We start from the raw sequence: 21095 nt of genomic DNA, 5'->3' as shown, positions 1-21095 counted from the left end.
CCATGAAAATCGTCAACATCCTCGAATCCACCCGCCCCATCAAGTCGGACATCCGCAACGCCTACATCGATTTCTCGAAGATGACCCTGAGCCTCGTGGCCGTGGTCACCGACGTGATCCGCGACGGCAAGCCCGTCATCGGCTATGGCTTCAACTCCAACGGCCGCTATGGCCAGGGCGGGCTGATCCGCGAGCGCTTCCTGCCGCGACTGCTCGAAGCCGAGCCCGCGTCGCTGCTCGACGAAACCGGCGACAACCTCGATCCGCACAAGATCTGGGCCCGCATGATGATCAACGAGAAGCCCGGCGGCCACGGCGAGCGCTCGGTGGCCGTGGGCACCATCGACATGGCCGTGTGGGACGCGACCGCCAAGATCGCGGGCAAACCTCTGTACCAGCTGCTGGCCGAGCGCTACGGCACCGGCACGCCCAACCCGCGCGTGTTCGTCTACGCGGCGGGCGGCTACTACTACCCCGGCAAGGGCGTGGAAGGCCTGCAGCGCGAGATGACCAGCTATCTGGAGCGCGGCTACTCGGTGGTGAAGATGAAGATCGGCGGCGCCACGCTGGCCGAAGACTGCGAGCGCATCGAATCGGTGCTGAAGATCCTCGGCCCCGGCCAGCAACTGGCAGTGGACGCCAACGGCCGCTTCGACCTGAAGACCGCCATCGACTACGGCCGCGCGCTCTCGCAGTACCCGCTGTTCTGGTACGAGGAAGCCGGCGATCCGCTCGACTACGAGCTGCAGGCCAAGCTCGGCGAGGTGTACGCCGGCCCGATGGCCACGGGCGAGAACCTGTTCTCGATGCAGGATGCGCGCAACCTCATCCGCCACGGCGGCATGCGGCCCGACCGCGACTGGCTGCAGTTCGACTGCGCGCTGAGCTACGGGCTGGTGGAGTACCTGCGCACGCTCGACATGCTGAAGGCGCACGGCTGGTCGCCCTCGCGCTGCATTCCGCACGGTGGCCACCAGATGTCGCTGGCCATCGCGGCCGGCCTCGGGCTCGGCGGCAACGAGAGCTACCCCGATCTGTTCCAGCCCTACGGCGGCTTCCCCGACGGCGTGAAGGTGGACAACGGCTACGTCACGCTGCCGCCGCTGCCGGGCATCGGCTTCGAGGGCAAGGCCGATCTCATTGCGCAGATGCGGGCGCTTGCGAGCTGACGAAAGAAAGTCTCAGGGCTGAAAGCCGGAGCGGCGCACGACCGGCTCCCATTGCGCGCGAAAGGCCTTGAGCATCTGCGCAGTCTCGGCCGCATTGCTGACCACGGGCGTGATGTAGAGCGCGTCGGCCGCCTTCTGCAGCCCCGGGTCTTTCATGACGTCGCGGATCGAGTTGGCCAGCAGCTGCACCTTGGCGGGCGGCATGGTGCTGGGCGCGAAGAAGGTGTTCCAGCCGTCGGCATCGATCTTCATGCCGGCTTCGCGGAAGATGGGAATGTTGGGCGCGAAGCTCGCGCGCTTCTTGCCCGAGGTGGCCAGGATGCGGATCTTGCCGGCCACGTGCTGGGGATAGAGCGAATCGAGCGTATCGATGGCAATGGGCAGGCTGCCGCCGCTCAGGTCGGCCGCCAGCGGCGCCGAGCCGCCGTAACCCTTGATCTGCGGCTGCACGCTCAGCGCATCGCCCACCATCAGGCCGAAGAAGTGAGGCAGGCTGCCGGTGGCAGGCACGCCGAAAATCGCCTCTTCCGGATGCGCCCACAGCCGGCTGACGAGGAACATCGCGCGGTCGAGCTGGAGCTTGTTGCCCACCGCAAGCGCGAAGTCGTAGCTGCTGACTTGCGAGACGGGCACGAAGTCCTTGTCAGGGTCGTAGCCCGCGTCCTTGAAGACCAGCGGCGCGACCACCATCACGGCGGGGTTGCCGAGCATCAGCACGTTCTGCCCAGCGGGGGCCCGCTTCACTTCCTTGGCCGCGAGCCGGCCGCCCTCGCCCGGACGGTTTTCCACGCTCACCTTGACGCCGAGCTTCGGCGTGAGCCGGTCGGCAATCAGGCGCGCGATGCGGTCGGTGCTGCCGCCCGGCGCATAGCCGACCACGAGGGTGAGCGGACCACCGTCCAGCGCGGCGGGCGCCTGGGCGTGGACCATGGGAGCGCAAGCGGCCAGGGCAATGCCCCACGCCATGATGAGCTTGCGCCTGGAAAGAAATGCGGGCATCGGATCTCCTGCGAGCGGTTGTCGTGAACGGGAACGCGCGAGTTTTCACGGCGAAAATCGCGCGCCAAGACTGTTTCCGTTCGTTCAAATTTGTTACCGGTTTATACGTATGGGCAAACAGTTGATCTAATCCACTACCAGTGCTCCGAGGCGGGCGAACCACACTCCCCACCCCACTTTCCATCCGTATGCAACAAGCTTTTCCCGATGCAGCAGCGTTGCGCGCGCCCCGTTCCCTGAACGACCTGCTGCTGTACCGGCTGGCACGTGCCATGCGCTCGGGCAGCGGCATGGCGACCCGCCTGGTCGAAGGAGGCTTCGGCATCACGCGCCGCGAGTGGGGAATGATCGCCACGCTCGCGCAGGAGGGCGAGATGACTTCGTCGACGCTGGCCACGCACCTGCACCTGGACCGCGTGCGCACTTCGCGCGGGCTGCGCAGCCTGGTCGAGAAGAAGCTGGTGGTGCGGCGGCAGGACGCTCAGGACCGCCGCGAAGTGCACGTGCGGCTGAGCGCTTCGGGCCAGCAGCTGTTCGGCAGGCTGTTTCCGCGGATTGCGGGGCTGAACACCGAATTGCTCGAAGGCATCGAGCCCGCGGATCTCGATGCCTTTCTTCGCTGCCTGCAGCATCTGGAACTGCGCGGAGAGCAGCTGCTCGCGCAGGGTGCGGTCATGGAGAAGGCGGACCGGCGCTCGGGAGGCACACGGCACCGGTGGCCGGAGCGCGGGGGCTGAATCAGGCCTTCACGTCCAGCATGCTGCCGATCGAAGTGCCACCAGCACCACCGGCGTTGGCGCGCTGCGATGTGCTGCCACTGCTGCTGCCGCTCTCGTCCATCGAAGCCATCGCGCTCTTTTGAACGCTGGCCGTGCGCAGCGCATTCATCTGCTGCTGCAGCATGGCGAGCTGGGCTGCCAGCGCTTCGATCTGCTGCTGAATCGCCTTGCGCGCATCGCCCTCGGGCACGCTGAGCAGCTGGCCCTGCGTCTCCTTGATCTGTTTCTGCGTCGCCGTGATCTGGCGCTGGATCTTCGCGATCTCGGCGTTGACGTCGCCTCCGCTCCTCGCACCGCCGGTCGCACTGATGGCATTCAGCATCTGGGTCCTCTGTTGTGTCCTCAAAGGGGGGTTATCGGCAGCTGGAAGAAGAAATGAAGGGCCTTGCATGACCGCAATCGCGAACTAGACTGAACATGAGGGCACCCGCGGTGCCGGGGGCCAAGGAGCCTGCCATGTACAAGCGTGTTCTTGTCGCAACCGACGGCTCCGCGCTGTCGGAGCAAGCAGTCAGCGCCGCCATCGACCTGGCCCTGTTGACCAACGCGGAACTGGTGAGCGTCACCGTCGCGCACATCGAACCGGTCGGCTACTTCGAAGGCTCGATGATGCTGAGCCAGCGCGACATACAGGCCACGCAGGAGCACACGGACCGCGCCGCGCAGCAACTGGTCGACAAGGTCGTGGCCACTGCGGTCGCCAAGGGCGTTCGCAGTCCGCAAGCCATCGTCATGAAGTCGAACCAGGTGGCCGAAGCCATCATCACGACCGCGAAGAACCAGCAGTGCGACCTGATCGTGATGGCCTCGCACGGACGGCGCAGCCTGGCGCGCCTGCTGATGGGCAGCGAGACGCTGCACGTGCTGACGCACTCGCACATTCCGGTGCTGGTGCTGCGCTAACGCGGCGGCGCAACCTTTCGCAGGCACTCCATCAAGAGCTGACTGGCGGGCGTCTGCGAGCGCCCCCGCAGCGTGATGATGCCCACGGGCGGAAGCTCGATGGGCACGTTGATCTTCAGGATGCATAGCTGCCCCTGCTTCGCAAAGTGCCGGGCGACGCTTCGCGCCAGGAACCCCACGGCCGGCCGCTCATGCATGACGGACAGCGTGACGAGAAACGAAGCGGTCTCGACGATGTCCGCCGGCGGCACGAGGCGGTGCTTGTAGAACATCTGGGCCAGCTTCGAGCGCGACGAAGCCCACGGCGGGGGCACCACCCAGGGCAATTCGGCGAGCATCTTCCAGCTCGGCCTGGAAGCCTCCGCCAACGGGTGCCCGGGGCTCACCACGATGCACATCGGCTCCGTGTAGAGGGCCTCGGTTTCGAGGTCTGGCGAGGCATAGCCGGGCTCCAGCCGGCCGACGATCAGGTCGAGCTCGCCTACGCGCAGGCGGGGGAGCAGCCGCGTGAGGTCGCCCTCTTCCACCATCACGGTGGTCAGCGCCGACTGCTTCTTGAGCTGCTGGATGGCCTTGACGAGCAGGCTCGGCGTGGCCACCACCATCGCGCCCACACTGGTGCGGCCGGCACCGCCGCTGGCCACGGCGTCGATCTCGTCGCGCGTGCGCTGATAGTCGGCCAGCACCGAGCGCGCAAAGCGCACCACCGTGACGCCGAAGGGCGTGGGCTCGGTGCCGCGCGTGGAGCGCGTAAACAGTTTCAGATCGAACATGCGCTCGATCTCTGCCAGCATCTTCGAAACGGCCGGCTGCGTGATCGAAAGAAACTCCGACACCCGCCCCAGGTGGCGGAACTCGTCCAGCGCAACCAGCAGTTGCAGGTGACGCAGCTTGAGGTTGGAACGAAGAACGCGGTCGATCTGGCTCATGGCGCTTTGAGCGGGCTTTCTGCTTCATAACCTGCAGCTCATGAAGAGAGTCCGCTATTTCATTGGATGGCAATGATTGTCTCCGGAAGAATCCGCTGTGCTTGCCGAACAACGATTTCTGGAGACAACGATGAAAACCCCTCGCAACATGGCGCGGCGTCAGCTCGTGCTGGGCGGCCTCGGCGCCGCCGCGCTCGCCACCGTCCCCGCTCGCGCGCTGGCCGCCGACTACCCCGAACGCCCCCTCACATTCATCTGCCCGTGGCCCGCGGGCGGCACGGCCGACCGGTCGATGCGCATCATCTGCCAGATCGCCGCACGCGAGCTCGGGCAGCCCATTGCGCTGGAGAACCGCGCAGGTGCCTCGGGAATGATCGGCACCAAGGCCCTGGCCTCGGCGCGGCCCGACGGCTACACCATCGGCCAGATACCGATTTCGGTCACGCGCTTCTCCCAGATCGGCACCGTGCAGCTCGATCCGCTGAAAGACCTCACCTACCTCGCGCGCACTTCTGGCCAGACCTTCGGCATCGCGGTGCCGGCGCGCTCGCCGTTCAAGTCGCTGCGCGACGTGGTGGCGCAGGCCAAGGCCCAGCCCGGCACCATCACCTATGCGCACGCCGGCATCGGCGGTGCAACGCACGTGGGCATGGAGCAGTTCGCGCAGGCCGCTGGCGTGAAGTTCAATGCCATCGCCTACAAGGGCGGCTCGGCCGCGCTGCAGGACGTGCTGGGCGAACAGGTCGACATGCTGGCCGACAGCAGCTCGTGGGCGCCGCATGTGGAAAGCGGCAAGCTGCGCCTGCTCGCCACCTGGGGCGAGGCGCGCACGCCGCGCTTCAAGGACACGCCCACGCTCAAGGAGCTCGGCTTCGACGTGGTGGTGGAAGCGCCCAACGGCATCGGCGCGCCCAAGGGCCTGCCGCCCGCAGTCGAGAAGCGGCTGCGCGATGCGTTCCGCACAGCCGTCAACAGCGAAGAATTCCGCAAGGTGGCGGAAAGCATCGATGCGCCCGTCATGTACCAGGACGGCCCTGAATACCAGAAGTACGTGCAGACCGTGTACCGGCAAGAGACCGACCTGATCCGCAAGCTCAACCTCAAGGAGCTGATGGAAAAGGGCTGATGAAGCCCTCGCCCACCGGCATCCGAACCTGCTCGAAGCAACCCCACGCCACGCCATGAACGACAGCCCCCTGCTTCGCCTGCACCCGAACGACAACGTGCTGGTCGCCAAGAGCGCCATTGCCCTGGGCGAGACGATCGCCGAGTTCGGCGTGCGCGCCAGGGCGCAGATTCCCGCCGGTCACAAGATCGCGTCGCGCGCCATCGCCTCCGGCGAGGAAGTGAAGAAGTACGACACGGTGATCGGCGTGGCCTCGCGCGACCTGCAGGCCGGCGACTACGTGCACAGCCACAACCTCACGCTGGTCGACAGCTACCGCGATCCGGCCTTCTGCCAGGACGTGCGCCCGGTGGACTTCGTGCCGGCTGCAGAGCGCGCGACCTTCATGGGCTTCGAGCGGGCTGGCGGCGGCGTCGGCACGCGCAACTTCATCGGCATCCTGTCGTCGGTGAACTGCTCGGCCACGGTCATCAAGCGCATCGCCGCGCACTTCACGCCCGAGCGCATGGCCGCGTTTCCCAACGTGGATGGCGTGGCCGCCTTCGCGCAGACCAGCGGCTGCGGCATGTCGTCGCCGAGCGAGCATTTCGACGTGCTGCGCCGCACGCTGGCGGGCTACGCGCGCCATCCGAACCTGGCCGGCGTGCTGATCGTGGGCCTGGGCTGCGAGCGCAACCAGGTCGATGCGCTGGTCGATTCGCAAGGGCTCGAAGCAGGCCGTCTGATGCGCACGCTGGTGATGCAAGAGGTGGGCGGCACGCGCCAGACCATCGAGGCGGGCATCCGCGCAATCGAGGAAATGCTGCCCGAGGCCAATGCGGCGCGGCGCACGCGCGTGGGCGCGCATCACCTGAAGATCGGGCTCGAATGCGGCGGCTCCGACGGTTTCTCGGCCATCACCGCCAACCCGGCGCTCGGTGCGGCGATGGACGTGCTGGTGCGCCATGGCGGCACGGCCATCCTGTCGGAGACGCCAGAAATCCATGGTGTGGAATTCATGCTCACGCGCCGCGCCGCGACGCCCGAGGTCGGACAGAAGCTGCTCGACCGGCTCGCATGGTGGGAGCGCTACGCGGCCGGCCAGAACGCGCAGTTCAACGGCGTGGTGGGCCATGGCAACCAGGCCGGCGGCCTGGCCAACATCTTCGAGAAATCGCTGGGCTCGGCGATGAAGGGCGGCACCACGCCGCTGCGCGCGGTGTACGAATACGCCGAGCCGATCAGCGAGCCCGGCTTCGTCTTCATGGACTCACCGGGCTACGACCCGGTGGCCGCAACGGGGCAGATTGCCAGCGGTGCGCAGTTGATCTGCTTCACCACCGGACGCGGCTCGATGTTCGGCAGCAAACCTGCGCCGACCATCAAGCTCGCGAGCAACACGCCGATGTTTCGCCGCCTCGAGGAAGACATGGACATCAACTGCGGCGTGGTGATCGACGGCGAACTCTCCGTGCCCGAACTGGGCCAGCAGATCTTCGAGCAGATCCTGCGTCACGCTTCAGGCGAGCCGACCAAGAGCGAGACGCTGGGCCTGGGCGACCACGAATTCGTGCCATGGCATCTGGGCATCGTGAGCTGACTGCCTTCTTTCCTCCTTTCTTCTTCTCGCCATGCCCCTGACCCTTTCGCGCCCCAACCTGCAACGCACGGCCAACTTCATCGCCGGCGAATGGCTGCGCTCCGCTTCCGGCCGCACGCTCGACGTGACCGACCCGGCCACCGGCGCCCTCATCGCGCAGGTGCCCGACTCCAATGCAATCGACGCGCGCGCAACCGTCGATGCCGCGCATGCCGCCTTCCCCGCCTGGCGCAGGACGCCCGCCAAGCAGCGCGCGCAGATCCTCAAGCGCTGGAACGATCTGGTGATGGCGCACCAAGAAGACCTTGGACGGCTCATCTCGCGCGAGCAAGGCAAGCCGCTGGCCGAGGGCCGTGGCGAGGTCGCCTATGCGGCCAGCTACATCGAGTGGTTTGCCGAAGAAGCCACGCGCGCCAACGGCGACATCATTCCGGCGCCCATGCCGGGCCGGCGCATGTTTGCGCTGCGCGAACCGGTCGGCGTGGTCGCGGCGATCACGCCGTGGAATTTTCCGGCCGCGATGATCGCGCGCAAGATCGCGCCAGCGCTTGCTGCGGGCTGCACTGTGGTGTGCAAGCCGGCCGAGGACACGCCGCTGACCTCGCTGGCCCTCGTGGCGCTGGCCGCCGAAGCCGGCGTGCCACCGGGCGTGCTGAACATCGTGACCGCATCGCGCGAGCGCACGCCCGAGGTGGTCGATGCCTGGCTCGACGATGCGCGCGTGCGCAAGATCACCTTCACCGGATCGACGCCCATCGGCAAGCATCTTGCGCGCCGTTCAGCCGACACGCTGAAGAAGCTGTCGCTCGAACTCGGCGGCAACGCGCCATTCATCGTGTTCGAAGATGCAGATATCGAGGCCGCGGTGGAAGGCCTGATGGCCGCCAAGTTCCGCAACGGCGGCCAGACCTGCGTGTGCCCGAACCGGGTCTTCGTGCACGAAGCAGTGCACGAGCGTTTTGCCGAGCTGCTGGTCGCACGCGTGGCGGCATTGCGCGTCGGACCTGCCAGCGATGCGGCCTCGCAGATCGGGCCGATGATCAATGCGCGCGCGGTCGAGAAGATCGAGCGCCACGTGCAGGACGCGGTGGCGCGCGGCGCGCGCGTGCTCACCGGCGGCACGCGGCTTCCCGAGTTGGGCGCGAACTACTTCGCGCCAACCGTGCTCGCCAATGCAGATGCCACCATGGCCTGTGCCTGCGAGGAAACCTTCGGCCCGGTCGCGCCGCTGACGCGCTTCTCGAACGAGGCCGAAGTGATCGCGCAGGCGAACGACACACCCTTCGGCCTTGCCGCGTACTTCTATTCGCGCGACGTGCGCCGCATCTGGCGGGTGGCCGATGCGCTGGAGACGGGCATCGTCGGCATCAACGAAGGCGCTCTGGCAGCCGAGGCCGCGCCCTTCGGCGGCGTGAAGGACTCGGGCTACGGCCGCGAGGGCTCGGTCCACGGGCTGGACGACTACCTGCACACCAAGTACGTGTGCCAGGGGCAGCTGGACTGACTCCCTGCCCCTATTCATCACTACTCCAGGAAGACAAGCCCCATGCCCGCTCACAACCCGTTCAAGGCGTCACTGGCCGCGCGCCGGCCGCAGGTCGGCCTCTGGCTTTCGATGGCCGATCCGTACATGGCCGAGGTCAGCGCGACCGCCGGCTTCGACTGGCTGCTGATCGACGGCGAACATGCCCCCAACGACCTGCGCTCGACGCTGGCTGCGCTGCAGGCCGTGGCGCCGCATCGGGCCCAGCCGGTGGTGCGCGCCGTGCAAGGCGACACCGCACTCATCAAGCAGCTGCTCGACATCGGCGTAAAGAACCTGCTGGTGCCGATGGTCGACACTGCCGAACAGGCGCGTGCACTGGTGTCCGCCACGCGCTATCCGCCGCGCGGCATCCGCGGCGTGGGCAGCGCGGTCGGACGCGCGTCGCAGTGGAGCGCGCGCACCGACTACCTCGATGCGGCCGACGACGAAGTCTGCCTGCTGGTGCAGGCCGAGACGGTGCAGGCGCTGGGCAACCTGGCGTCGATCTGCGAGGTCGATGGCGTGCACGGCGTGTTCATCGGCCCCGCCGACCTCGCGGCCTCGATGGGCCATCGCGGCCGGCCCGGCCACCCCGAAGTGCAGGCGGCCATCGAAGGTGCGATGCGGACCATCGTTGCGTCTGGCAAGGCGGCCGGCACGCTGACCTCCGATCCGGCGCTGGCGCGTCGGTACCTCGAACTCGGCTGCACCTTCGTCGCCGTCGGCGTCGATGTGCTGCTGTACGCGGGCGCCGCGCGCAAGCTGGCGGCCGACTTCCTCGGTGCGCCGGTTGCTACTCCCGTGCCGCCTGAATCGCGCGGGGCGTACTGAGCCACAGCGCATCGGCAGAACGACAAGTGCTGCCGGTGCCACAGGAAGCGGGATAGAGAACCCCTGGCTACGAGGAGGCAGAAGCCACGCGCGCAGTCCCGGCCCGAAACGCGTCCTCGACCGCCACCGCATCCCGCGCGCCATCGAGCTGCGCCCGGAAACGATGTTCGGAGAACAGGCGGGCCATCAGTGCGAGCAACTGCAGATGATCGCCCTTGGCGCCGTCCTCCGGCACCATGATGGCCAGCAGTCGGGAGACCGGCTTGCCGTCCGGGGCATCGAAGGCAATCGGTCGCCTGGTGCGAATGAACAGGGTGATCGGCCGTTCGATGCCGTTGATGCGTGCATGCGGAATCGCGAATCCATCGCCGAGGGCGGTCGATCCGGCCTGTTCGCGTCGACACAACGCGCGAAAGACTGGTGCCGGGTCGAGGCCGCGAGCACCGCAGATCGTCGCCGCAACGAGTTCGAGTACGTGCGTTCGATCCCGGACATCGGCTTCGAACAGGATGTCCTGCGGTTGAAGCCAGGCAGCAATCTGCGCGATGTCGTGCGTCATCGAATCGTCTCCTCGAATTTCATGAAAATGCGCCCGAGATGCGCCCGGTCAGAGCGCCTCTACCGCAGTTCGTCCAGACGCAACACGTAGCGGTATGACCCAAGGTTGCGCAGTTGCGGCGAACGGTGCACCAGCCCTCGATCACAGCCTCGCGCATCCACGCCACACCCCTGAAGGAGCGCAACGGCCTGGAGCGGCATGCGCTCGAAAGGTCCCATAAAGCACTTCGGCATCCGCAGTGCCGTGTCTGCGTGCGGAGATGCCACCCACTCCGTGCCCAGGCCGCTGTAGCTGCACAGCAGATGCAGTCCGGCATGGTCAAGGTGCCAGTTCTCTTCGATGTCACAGCCGAGAACCTGCAGCGTAAGGGTCATCCGGGGGCTTCCGGTGATCAGCGCGAAGCGTGTGGCGAGCATGTCGATGTCTGCCAGCAGGGCGTCTCGCCCGGGCCCACGCGGTGTGCGCGAGGTCTTGCACGCCGCGTGCAGCGCAGCCGCCACATCGGCCGCGCGCAATTGCAGTTGCGCCACGGGATGCCTGGCCGGGGGCAAGGCGTCCAGCCACGCAGCAATCGGAGCCTGCGGTTCGCGCCGCCACAGTGCCAGGTCGATGCCCGGTTCCAGAATGCGTTCGAGCACGTCGATGTCCTGGCCGAGCAGGATCTCCGGCGGGAGCCGCATGGGCTCTGGCCGACTCAGGCAATCGCGGAGAAAGGTCTTGCCGGAGTCGATCGGCGCATCGGCGACCGCGCTCTCCATATCAGCCGCCATTGGCCAGACCACAACGCTGGAGATGCTCGCGCCAGCTTGTGAGGTGGCCGATCTCGCCATCGGGCGCGCATTCGAGCAGACAGTGCACCACGGAGGCATAGCTCTCCAGGGGCAGACGAATCATGAGGCGGGCGCGCGGAGCGCCATTTGCGCACGTTGCATTCACACGCATCAGGGGCTCGCAACGCAGCACGCCGGCACCCTTGCATGCGGCAATGCCGCGCCGCACGCGGCACGCGTCGACCGACGGCACCGTGACATCGAGCACCTTGAAAACTGTCTCGCTCTTGGCACGCACAGTGCCTGCGTATTCCCGATAAGCGGCGTAAGCCATGAAACTCCTGCAATGGAAAAGAACACGGCTTCAGTATCGGCAGGCGCGTGTGAAAACGGTGTAAACAATGCACCCTGCGGTGGAAATGCCGCGTAAATATGCTGGCTTCAGCGCTGGCCCGATCTGGAACTGGCCGTCGACGAGCAAGAGATTTCCCAGTAACCCGGGCGGCCCTCTTGCGGAACAACGCTCAACCAACGCGCTCCGCAATGACCGCAGGAAGCCAGGAGAACTTCAGCGCCGTCTTCGCTTCGAAGGCGCTCCTGCACGGGATCGAGCATGGGCGTGCCGCAGCAGGACCAATGCAGGCTCATGTCAGGCAAGGCGCGAGCCGCCCGAACCCACGCCGCAGCGCGAGACCTGAGCGTTTCTCCTGGAGGCATGGTGTCCACGAAGGCGGGCCGCAGCCCGCCTGTCGCCTTGAGGATCAGAGCGTCTTCGTCAGCGTAAGGATGAAGCGCGCCTTGTTCGGCGAGTAGGTCGTCTGGCCGAAGGTGCCGAAGCCCAGGTCGACGCCGGGGTTGGCCACCGCGAGGTACGAGCTCTTCTTGTTGGCGCCCTGCACCGAGCCGGTCAGCGACAGGCCGTTGCCGAAGTCGTAGCTCGCACCGACGTTGTAGTCGACATAGCTCTTGTAGCCCAGGCTGCGGATGTCGCTGGACATGTTCGTGTAGCCCACGGCCGCCTTCAGCGTGACCTTGGGCACGATTTCCTTGCTGTACGACAGGTTCAGGTAGCCGGTGTTGGTGCCCTTCAGGCCCGAGCCGGCCTTGTTGCCCGCGTAGCCGAAGTAGTCCTTGGACACGGTGTGCGAGTACTTGGCGGTAAACGAACCGAGGGTTTCGTTGGCGTAGGTGCCCGCAACGTACAGCTCGGTGGTGTTGCCCGAGGAGTTGCCCGGGTAGATGTAGGTGAGTGCGCCGACGTCCATGTCCAGCGGGCCGGCCTTGAACTTGTAGCCGCCGTAGATGTCGCTCTCGATGCTGTTGCCCTTGAGCCAGTTGACGCTGGAATTCCAGTTACCCACGTAGAAGCCGCTGTCGCCGAAGGCGTAGTCCAGGCCGCCCTGGATGGCGGGCTTGAAGCCCTTGGTCTTGGCGTAGTCGTTCTTGCCGATCATGTCCTGATCCTGGCCACGGAACTTGTAGTTCGTGGTGAGGGACACGTTGCCCGTGAGATTCGGGGCGGGAGCGGCTGCCGGTGCTGCTGCGGCATCCGTCGTTGCTGTCTGCGCCAAGGCTGCGCCCGAAGCGGCGAATGCAGTGATCAACACGAGCGCATGCTTGACTGCGATGGTGGAAGCGGCCCTGCTGGGGATTTTTTTCATGAGGCAAAAGTTAAAAAAACGGAAGCGCATAGCCTAGAAGCCGCCTCATAAAAGCCTTGTAAAAAGTAGCGCCGTGCGCATAAAGATTTCATCGCGGCTTCGTGCTCCGGCGCTGCCGGACCTGGTCAGACGGACAGCCTGTAGCCCACCGCCGTCTCGGTCAGCAGGTGGCGCGGCTGCGCAGGGTCGACTTCCAGTTTCTGGCGCAGATGCCCCATGTAGATGCGCAGATAGTGGTTCTGCTCCGTCTGCGCCGGCCCCCACACGGTGATCAGCAACTGGCGTTGCGTCAACACGCGCCCCACGTTGGCAATCAACACCGACAGGAGACGATATTCCGTTGGCGTGAGGTGCACTTCGACACCGGCGCGTCGCACCACCCGGGCAACGTGATCGACCTCCACCTCGCCGAAGCGAAAGACGGCTTCGGCCTCCTCCGCACCGCTGATCGGGCGCGGCCGGCGCAGCGTGGCCCGCACGCGCGCAAGCAACTCGCCGGCGCCGAAGGGCTTGGTCAGATAGTCGTCGGCACCGGCATCCAGCGCGGTGATCTTGTCGGCCTCGCTGGTGCGTGCCGACAGCACGATGATCGGCACGGCGGACCAGCGGCGAACGTCGAGGATGAGCGATACGCCGTCGCCGTCCGGCAGTCCAAGGTCCAGAACGAGCAGGTCGGGCCTGCGGGTTCCTGCGGCCGTCAGGCCTTCGCGCAGCGTGCCGGCCTCGTGCACCTGCCAGCCTTCGGTTTCGAGCGCACCGCGCACGAACCGCCGGATCTGCGGCTCGTCTTCAATGACAACGGCTGTGTGGGAGGACATGTTCTTCAGAGTTGGGCTTCCATGGATACCGGCGGGGCCCGCCGCGGCAATGTCACGACGAACTCGGCGCCACCGTCATGCGCGTTCGAGGCAGTCACGTCTCCGCCGTGCGCATTGACCACGGCCTTGCAGATGGCAAGGCCCAGGCCGACGCCAGGCGTGGCCGATTCCGCCTGGCCACGCGTGAACTTGTCGAACAGCGTCTGCTCATGGCCCTTCACGACGGCGGGCAGGCCGGGCCCGTGGTCGCGCACCGTGAGCACCAGGGCGGCGTCGGTGACGGAGCCGCTCACCACGATCGGCGGTGCGCCATATTTCGCGGCGTTCTCCAGCAGGTTGACGAGCACGCGCTCGATGAGCACGGCATCGAACTCGACGAGCGGCAGATCGACCGGAAGCACCGTCTGCACGTGCACGCCGCCCAACGCCGGCTCGGCCGCCCGGATCGCCGACCCGAGGACTTCTTCGACCGACTGCCAGTCGCGCCGCAGATTCACCGCGCCGCCGGCAATACCGCTTTCGAGGCGCGCCATGTCCAGCAGATTGCTGACCAGCGCGTGGAGCTGGTGTGCCTGCGAGACGATCGCGCGAGCGGCCTCCACATGCTCGTCGGATGGCAGGTTCTGCAGCGACTCGGCCAGTGCGATCAACGCGGTGAGCGGGGTGCGTACGTCGTGCGAAATCGCCCCTAGCAAGGCATTGCGCAGGCGCTCCGATTCCATTTCGACCACCGCCTGCTGGGCCACCTCGACGTAGTGCACGCGCTCCAGCGCGATGGCGATTTGCCGCGCCAGCGTCTCGAGCTGCTGCGCCTGCTCGGGAATCAGCAGCCATCGAGGCTGCGCCGGCGACAACGCGAGCACGCCGCGAATGCGCATCGGCGCCTGCAGCGGCACGTAGTGCCAGGGCTGCGCCGCCAGCGTGGCGGTTGCGAGTCCGGCCGGCTGGCCCTGGCGAAACGACCAATCGGCGACGGAGGCGTCGAATCCCTTGGGTGCCTGCGACGGCATCACGAGACGGTCGTTCGCGTCCGTCACCAGCACCAGCGCGCGGCCGCCGAAATGGCCTTCGACCGCCGCCGCTCCGAGCTCGACGACCTGCGTGCTCTCGAGCGCAGCCGACAGCTCGCGCGTCAGTTCGAACAGCGATTGCGCGCGCCGCTCGCGGCTTGCCGAAACGCCGGCCGCGAAGCGCAGCCCGGCGGTCAGCTGCCCCACCAGCAGGCCAACGCCGAGCATGACAACGAAGGTCAGGATGTACTGCACATCGCTGACGCTGAAAGACAGCCGCGGCGGCACGAAGAAGTAGTCGAACGCCGCAACGTTGAGCAGCGCGGCGAAAGCCGCCGGTCCACGCCCGAAGCGCAGCGCCGAACCGACCACGCCGAGGAGGAACAGCATCACGATGTTGGTCAGCTCCAGCACATTCGACAGCGGCATGGCAACCAGCGTGATGCCCACGCTGATCGCCGCGGTAAAGGCGTAGCCGGGCCATCGCGCCCTTGGCCGGTCTGTGTCTTCCACGTTGTCGTCGGCAAGCCGGCCGGGGCGCCCATGCGCGATTCGCCGGGAGCTTTCGGCTCGCGCGACCTCGACGATGTCGAGGCCCGGGGCGTGGCGGGCGAGCTCGTGCGTCAGCACAGCCGAAGGCCACCATCGCAACCAGCCTTCGGCCGGTTCGGCACGCCCCACGACCAGCGTTGCGCAGTTGAGCCGCTGGGCTTGTCCGGCAAGTTCCGCTGCAACGTCGACGCCGGTCAGCACCGCAGTCACCGCACCCAGTTCCTCGGCCAGCTTCAGCACCGCGAGGATGCGGTCGCGCTCCTCCGCGGCCAGCCGTTGCAGCCGCGGCGTTTCGACATACGCCGCATGCCAGCGCACATTCAGTTGACCCGCGAGACGCGCCGCAGTGCGCACCGTCTGCGCCGCGCCTTCGTGCGGGCCGACGCAGGCGAGGATCGCACCCGATGTGTTCCAGGCCTGCAGCTCGCGGCCCTGCCCGTTGCCACCAACGCCCGACTGCTCCACCCGCCAGCCACGCACGTCGTCTTCCACATGCTCGGCGGTGCGGCGCAGCGCGATCTCGCGCAACGCGATCAGGTTGCCCTTGCGAAAGAAGTTCTGCGCGGCGCGCTCGGCCTGCTGCGGCAGATAGACCTTGCCGGCCGCGAGCCGCGCCGTGAGTTCGTCGGGCGTGACGTCGACCAGCACCACCTCGTCGGCCTCGTCGAGCACGGTGTCGGGCACGGTCTCGTGCACGCGCACGCCGGTGATGGCGCCCACCGTGCCGTTGAGGCTTTCAAGATGCTGCACGTTGAGCGCCGACCACACCTCGATGCCGGCGGCCAGCAGTTCCTGCACGTCCTGCCAGCGCTTGGCGTGGCGCGAGCCGGGGGCGTTGGTGTGGGCCAGCTCGTCGACCAGCAGCACGGCGGGCTTGCGGGCGAGCGCTGCGTCGAGATCGAATTCGGCGAGCGTGCGGCCGCGGTAGTCCAGCTCGCGCAGCGGCAGCGCCTCCAGCCCCGTGAGCAGCGCGGCGGTTTCGCTGCGGCCGTGGGTTTCGACCACGCCTATCAGCACGTCGCGCCCGGTGGCGCGCTCGCGCTGCGCGGCGCTCAGCATCGCCCAGGTCTTGCCGACACCGGCGCTGGCGCCGAAGTAGATGCGCAGCTTGCCGCGCAGTGCGCGCGCTTCGTCGTTTCGCAGTTGGGCCAGCAGGGCGTCGGGGTCCGGGCGAATGACATCTTGCATGAACAAGGCCTGCTAACGTTGCTTGGGGTCCTTGCGCCTGGCTCCACGCTTATGCCGGCGTGCAGTGCGGGACACGATGAACCACGCGAACCCCAGAGGAATGAACAGCGCCGCCATCGCGCAGAGGACGTGGAACAGGTCAGTCACCATGATGCAGCTCGTGCGACGCGGGCGTCGCGCTCCTTACTTCACCTTGTCGAGGGCAATGTTGAGCGACAGCACGTTGACGCGCGACTCGCCCAGCAAGCCGAACAGCGGAGCCTGGGTGTTGCTGGCAATCAGCGCGTTGACCTGCTCGATCGGCACGCCGCGCACGCGCGCCACGCGCGCGGCCTGGTATTTCGCGGCGGCCGGGCTGATGTCGGGGTCGAGCCCGCTGGCCGAAGCCGTGACGAGGTCGACCGGCACCGGCGCGGTGTTGCCCGGATCGGCCGCGCGCAGCGCCTCGACGCGCGCCTTCACCGCATCGGTCAGCGCGGGGTTGAGCGGGCCCTGGTTGGAGCCGCCCGAGGCGGTCGCGTTGTAGGGCTGCGGCGCGGTGGCCGACGGGCGGCCCCAGAAGTGCTTCGGGTCGCTGAAGTTCTGGCCAATGAGCCTGGAGCCCACGGTCGTGCCGTCGAGCACGATCAGGCTGCCCGCCGCCTGCGACGGAAACACCGCCTTCGCGGCGCCGGTGACGGCCATCGGATAGATCAGGCCGGTGAGTGCGCTCAGCAGTGCAAAGACCACGAGCACGGGGCGAACGATATTGCCGTTGTTGTTCATGATTGGGAACTCCTCAGACGAGATGGACGGCTACAAGAAGCCAGTCAATCAACTTGATGCCGATGAAGGGGACGACCAGGCCGCCCAGGCCATAGATGGCAAGGTTGCGGCGCAGCAGCGCGGCGGCACCAACGGGCCGGTAGCGCACGCCCTTCAATGCCAGCGGAATCAGGAACACGATGACCAGCGCGTTGAAGATCACCGCGCTCAGGATGGCCGACGACGGGCTCGCGAGCCGCATCACGTTGAGCGCACCCAGCTGCGGGTACGTCGACACGAAGATCGCCGGAATGATGGCAAAGTACTTCGCCACGTCGTTCGCAATCGAGAAGGTGGTGAGCGAGCCGCGCGTCATCAGCAGCGCCTTGCCGGTTTCCACCACTTCGAGCAGCTTGGTCGGGTTGGAGTCGAGGTCGACCATGTTGCCGGCCTCTTTCGCAGCCTGCGTGCCGCTGCCCATGGCCACGGCCACGTCGGCCTGCGCGAGCGCGGGGGCGTCGTTGGTGCCGTCGCCGGTCATGGCCACGAGGCGGCCTTCGGCCTGGTACTGGCGGATGAGCGCGAGCTTGTCTTCGGGCGTGGCTTCGGCCAGGAAGTCATCGACGCCGGCTTCGGCTGCGATGGCTGCGGCGGTGAGCTTGTTGTCGCCGGTGATCATCACCGTCTTGATGCCCATGCGGCGCAGTTCGGCAAAGCGCTCCTTGATGTCGGTCTTGACGATGTCCTTGAGCTCGACCACGCCGAGCACGCGGTTGCCTTCGGCCACGGCCAGCGGCGTGCTGCCGCGGCGGGCCGCTTCTTCGGCCGCGCGCAGCACCTCGGGTGCCATGCTGCCGCCGAGCGCCTCGACGTGGCGGCGCACCGCATCGACCGCGCCCTTGCGCAACTGAACGGCGTCGGTGTCGAGGCTGTTGGGTGCGGCGGGCAGGTCGACGCCGCTCATGCGGGTCTGCGCGGTGAAGGGCACAAAATGCGCGCCATCGACCGGCGTTGCTGCGTCGAGGCCGTCACGGCGGGCCAGCTCGACGATGCTGCGGCCTTCGGGCGTTTCGTCGGCCAGCGATGCGAGCATCGCAGAGCGGGCCAGGCGGGCCTTCGGAATGCCGGGCGCGGGCAGGAACGAGGTGGCCTGGCGGTTGCCGTGCGTGATGGTGCCGGTCTTGTCGAGCAGCAGCACGTCGACGTCACCGGCGGCTTCCACCGCGCGGCCCGAGGTGGCGATCACGTTGGCCTGCATCATGCGGCTCATGCCGGCCACGCCGATGGCCGACAGCAGACCGCCGATGGTGGTCGGGATCAGGCACACCAGCAGCGCGACCAGCGCGGTGAGCGACACCACGGTTCCCGCATTGGATGCACCGACGCTGAATATCGAGAACGGCAGCAGCGTGGCGGTGACGATCAGGAACACCAGCGTAAGCGCAACCAGCAGGATGGTGAGCGCGATCTCGTTGGGCGTCTTCTGGCGTTTGGCGGCCTCGACCATGGTGATCATGCGGTCGAGGAACGACTCGCCCGGGTTCACCGAGACGCGCACCACCAGCCAGTCGGACAGCACGCGTGTGCCGCCGGTGACGGCCGAGAAGTCGCCGCCCGATTCGCGCACCACGGGCGCCGATTCGCCGGTGATGGCGCTTTCGTCGACCGAGGCCACGCCTTCGATGACTTCGCCGTCGAGCGGAATGACGTCGCCGGTCTCGACCAGCACGACGTCGCCCTTGCGCAGGTTGGGCGCCTGTTCGGGCAGCCACTGCGCGCCATGGTGCGGCTCATGCAGCTTCTTGGCCCAGGTGTCCTTGCGCAGGCCGCGCAGCGATGCGGCCTGCGCCTTGCTGCGGCCTTCGGCCAGTGCTTCGGCGAAGTTCGCGAACAGCACGGTGAACCACAGCCAGATGGTCACGGCCAGCACGAAGGCGGGCTTCATGCCGGTGTCGCCCGGGAAGCTCATCGCATGCACCCAGAGCAGCGTCGTCAGGATGCTGCCGATGTAGACGATGAACATCACCGGGTTGCGCCACTGCACCCGCGGGCTCAGCTTGGTGACGGAGGCCCAGAGGGCGGGCCGCAGAAGCGCTGCATCGAACAGCGAAAGGGAAGTATTGGTCTTTGTAGTCATGGTCCGGGCCTCACTTCGCCCACAGCATCAGGTGCTCGACGACCGGTCCCAGCGCGAGCGCCGGCACGTAGTTGAGCAAGCCCACCAGCAGCACAGTGCCGATCAGCAGCGTCACGAACAGCGGACCATGCGTGGGCATGGTGCCGGCCGTGACCGGAAGGCGCTTCTTGGCGGCGAGCGCGCCGGCAATGGCGAGCACCGGCACGATCACGCCGAAGCGGCCGAACCACATGACGACCGCCAGCAGCACGTTGTAGAACGGCGTGTTGGCCGAGAGGCCCGCGAAGGCGCTGCCGTTGTTGTTGCCGGCCGAGGTCAGCGCGTACAGGATTTCCGAGAAGCCATGCGCGCCGGGGTTGGCGATGCCGGCCTTGCCCGCATCAGCGATCACGGCAATGGCCGTGCCGGCCAGCACCAGGATCGGCGTCACCAGGATGGCGACCGAGGTGAGCTTCATCTCGTAGACCTCGATCTTCTTGCCGAGGTACTCGGGCGTGCGGCCGATCATCAGGCCGGCGATGAACACCGCCAGGATCGCGAAGATCAGCATGCTGTAGAGCCCGGTGCCCACGCCGCCGAACACCACTTCGCCGAGTTGCATCAGCACCATGGGCACCATGCCGCCGAGCGGGGTGAGCGAGTCGTGCATGGTGTTCACCGCGCCGCACGAGGCGGCCGTGGTGATGGCGGCGAAGAGAGCCGAGGCGTCGATGCCGAAGCGCACTTCCTTGCCTTCCATGTTGCCGCCGCTTTGCAGCACGCTCGACATCTGGTCGACGCCCAGCGGCGTCAGCAGCGGGTTGCCGGCCTGCTCGGCGGGGGTGAGCACGATCACGGCGATGACGAAGATCACCGTCATGGCCGCGAGCACGGCCCAGCCCTGGCGGATGTCGCCGACCACGCGGCCGAAGGTGAAGCACAGCGCCGCCGGGATCACGAAGATCGCGAGCATCTGCAGCAGGTTCGCAAGCGCCGTCGGGTTCTCGTAGGGATGCGCCGAGTTGGCGTTGAAGAAGCCGCCACCGTTGGTGCCCAGCATCTTGATGGCTTCCTGCGAAGCGACCGGACCCATGGCGAGCGTCTGCGTCTTGGTGGTGGCGTCTTCCATCACCGGCTGGCCCTTGTCGTCCTTCAGCGGCTGGCCGTTGGCGTCGTTCTTCGGCTGCTGGAAGGCGGTGGTCTCGAGCGTGTCCACCGTCTTGTAGGCGTCGAAGTTCTGGATCACGCCCTGGCCCGCGAGGAACATCGCGAGCACGAAGGAGATCGGCAGCAACAGCCAGGTCGTGATGCGCGTGACATCGACCCAGAAGTTGCCCACGAACCCCTTGCCGTCGGTTCGGCGCGCCGCAAAGCCGCGCACCAGCACGAAGGCCACTGCAATGCCCGTGGCGGCGGAGAAGAAGTTCTGCACCGTGAGACCGAGCATCTGCGTGAGATAGCTCATGGTCGATTCACCGGCATAGCCCTGCCAGTTGGTGTTGGAGACGAAGCTCACCGCGGTGTTGAAGGCCGAGTCGGGCGACACGGCCGTCATGCCCGCCGGGTTGAACGGCAGCCAGCCCTGCAGTCGTTGCAGGCCATAGACAGCCAGTGCACCGACCGCGTTGAACGCGAGCAGCGCAAAGGCGTAGCTGCGCCAGTGCATGGAGTTGTCGGGCGAGACCCCGGCAAGCTTGTAGAGCGGTGCTTCGACGCGTTGAGTCCAACGCGGCATATGGCCATTGCACATCGCCGCCAGAAAACGTCCGAGCGGCCATGCAAGCAGCAGCAGCACGACGAGATAGAAGGCCAGAAGCCCCCAGGCCGAGCTACTCAT

At 66.9% G+C, this 21095-nt stretch carries 19 protein-coding genes; 7 read left to right on the top strand and 12 right to left on the bottom strand.

Annotated elements, in window-relative coordinates; all coding sequences use genetic code 11:
- Window positions 1–2 precede the first annotated feature (2 nt).
- Window positions 3–1169, top strand: coding sequence for a mandelate racemase/muconate lactonizing enzyme family protein (locus tag ACSFBF_RS10625; RefSeq protein ID WP_435466668.1), 1167 nt, complete (start codon window positions 3–5; stop codon window positions 1167–1169).
- Window positions 1170–1181: 12 nt separating this feature from the next.
- On the opposite strand, the gene ACSFBF_RS10620 is transcribed toward ACSFBF_RS10625, so the two are convergent.
- Window positions 1182–2168: a tripartite tricarboxylate transporter substrate-binding protein gene (locus ACSFBF_RS10620; protein ID WP_435466666.1), complete on the bottom strand. Its 987-nt coding sequence runs from the start codon at window positions 2166–2168 to the stop codon at window positions 1182–1184.
- A 188-nt stretch (window positions 2169–2356) separates the two neighbouring features.
- Here ACSFBF_RS10620 and ACSFBF_RS10615 point away from each other — a divergent pair, with 188 nt between their 5' ends.
- On the top strand, window positions 2357–2905 hold the full coding sequence (locus ACSFBF_RS10615; protein ID WP_435466664.1) for a MarR family winged helix-turn-helix transcriptional regulator: 549 nt from the start codon (window positions 2357–2359) through the stop codon (window positions 2903–2905).
- A gap of 1 nt (window position 2906) precedes the next feature.
- On the opposite strand, the gene ACSFBF_RS10610 is transcribed toward ACSFBF_RS10615, so the two are convergent.
- Window positions 2907–3269, bottom strand: a complete 363-nt coding sequence (locus ACSFBF_RS10610; RefSeq protein WP_435466662.1) for a FlxA-like family protein — start codon at window positions 3267–3269, stop codon at window positions 2907–2909.
- A 134-nt stretch (window positions 3270–3403) separates the two neighbouring features.
- On the opposite strand from ACSFBF_RS10610, the gene ACSFBF_RS10605 reads away from it, so the two are divergent.
- On the top strand, window positions 3404–3850 hold the full coding sequence (locus tag ACSFBF_RS10605; RefSeq protein WP_435466660.1) for a universal stress protein: 447 nt from the start codon (window positions 3404–3406) through the stop codon (window positions 3848–3850).
- Here the strand turns inward: ACSFBF_RS10605 and ACSFBF_RS10600 are convergent.
- Window positions 3847–4779, bottom strand: a complete 933-nt coding sequence (locus tag ACSFBF_RS10600) for a LysR substrate-binding domain-containing protein (protein ID WP_093179277.1) — start codon at window positions 4777–4779, stop codon at window positions 3847–3849. The genes ACSFBF_RS10605 and ACSFBF_RS10600 overlap by 4 nt on opposite strands.
- Before the next feature lie 130 nt (window positions 4780–4909).
- Here ACSFBF_RS10600 and ACSFBF_RS10595 point away from each other — a divergent pair, with 130 nt between their 5' ends.
- The 4 genes from ACSFBF_RS10595 to hpaI are packed head-to-tail and all read left to right on the top strand — an operon-like array spanning window position 4910 to window position 9840.
- Window positions 4910–5905: a tripartite tricarboxylate transporter substrate binding protein gene (locus ACSFBF_RS10595; protein WP_435466657.1), complete on the top strand. Its 996-nt coding sequence runs from the start codon at window positions 4910–4912 to the stop codon at window positions 5903–5905.
- A gap of 55 nt (window positions 5906–5960) precedes the next feature.
- Entirely contained in the window at window positions 5961–7484 is a 1524-nt protein-coding gene (locus ACSFBF_RS10590) for a UxaA family hydrolase (protein ID WP_435466656.1), read from the top strand.
- A gap of 31 nt (window positions 7485–7515) precedes the next feature.
- Window positions 7516–8988, top strand: coding sequence for an NAD-dependent succinate-semialdehyde dehydrogenase (locus ACSFBF_RS10585; RefSeq protein WP_435466654.1), 1473 nt, complete (start codon window positions 7516–7518; stop codon window positions 8986–8988).
- Between the two features lie 42 nt (window positions 8989–9030).
- On the top strand, window positions 9031–9840 hold the full coding sequence (gene hpaI / locus ACSFBF_RS10580; RefSeq protein WP_435466652.1) for a 4-hydroxy-2-oxoheptanedioate aldolase: 810 nt from the start codon (window positions 9031–9033) through the stop codon (window positions 9838–9840).
- Between the two features lie 67 nt (window positions 9841–9907).
- Here hpaI and ACSFBF_RS10575 read toward each other — a convergent pair whose 3' ends face one another.
- From ACSFBF_RS10575 to kdpA, 9 genes are all read right to left on the bottom strand, one after another.
- Window positions 9908–10399, bottom strand: a complete 492-nt coding sequence (locus ACSFBF_RS10575; protein ID WP_435466650.1) for a PTS sugar transporter subunit IIA — start codon at window positions 10397–10399, stop codon at window positions 9908–9910.
- Between the two features lie 59 nt (window positions 10400–10458).
- Window positions 10459–11157 carry a DUF1826 domain-containing protein gene (locus ACSFBF_RS10570; protein ID WP_435466648.1) on the bottom strand — a complete coding sequence of 233 codons (699 nt, stop codon included), beginning with the start codon at window positions 11155–11157 and terminating at the stop codon, window positions 10459–10461.
- Between the two features lies 1 nt (window position 11158).
- On the bottom strand, window positions 11159–11503 hold the full coding sequence (locus ACSFBF_RS10565) for a hypothetical protein (RefSeq protein WP_093057336.1): 345 nt from the start codon (window positions 11501–11503) through the stop codon (window positions 11159–11161).
- Between the two features lie 427 nt (window positions 11504–11930).
- Complete coding sequence (locus ACSFBF_RS10560) at window positions 11931–12830, bottom strand: TorF family putative porin (RefSeq protein WP_435466646.1); 900 nt, start codon at window positions 12828–12830, stop codon at window positions 11931–11933.
- A 125-nt stretch (window positions 12831–12955) separates the two neighbouring features.
- A complete protein-coding gene (gene kdpE / locus ACSFBF_RS10555; protein ID WP_093179898.1) occupies window positions 12956–13648 on the bottom strand; it encodes a two-component system response regulator KdpE in 693 nt (230 codons plus the stop codon).
- 5 nt (window positions 13649–13653) lie between these two features.
- A complete protein-coding gene (locus tag ACSFBF_RS10550; protein ID WP_435466644.1) occupies window positions 13654–16398 on the bottom strand; it encodes a DUF4118 domain-containing protein in 2745 nt (914 codons plus the stop codon).
- 183 nt (window positions 16399–16581) lie between these two features.
- Window positions 16582–17163 (bottom strand): potassium-transporting ATPase subunit KdpC, encoded by a 582-nt coding sequence (gene kdpC, locus ACSFBF_RS10545; RefSeq protein WP_435466642.1) that lies wholly within the window; start codon window positions 17161–17163, stop codon window positions 16582–16584.
- A gap of 13 nt (window positions 17164–17176) precedes the next feature.
- Entirely contained in the window at window positions 17177–19279 is a 2103-nt protein-coding gene (gene kdpB, locus ACSFBF_RS10540) for a potassium-transporting ATPase subunit KdpB (RefSeq protein ID WP_435466640.1), read from the bottom strand.
- A 10-nt stretch (window positions 19280–19289) separates the two neighbouring features.
- Window positions 19290–21095 (bottom strand): potassium-transporting ATPase subunit KdpA, encoded by a 1806-nt coding sequence (gene kdpA, locus ACSFBF_RS10535; RefSeq protein WP_435466638.1) that lies wholly within the window; start codon window positions 21093–21095, stop codon window positions 19290–19292.

Source organism: Variovorax nivicola (assembly GCF_051216475.1).
Lineage (GTDB): Bacteria > Pseudomonadota > Gammaproteobacteria > Burkholderiales > Burkholderiaceae_C > Variovorax.
The sequence above is the reverse complement of the archived record's forward strand: the minus strand, read 5'-3'. Positions and strand labels throughout refer to the sequence as shown.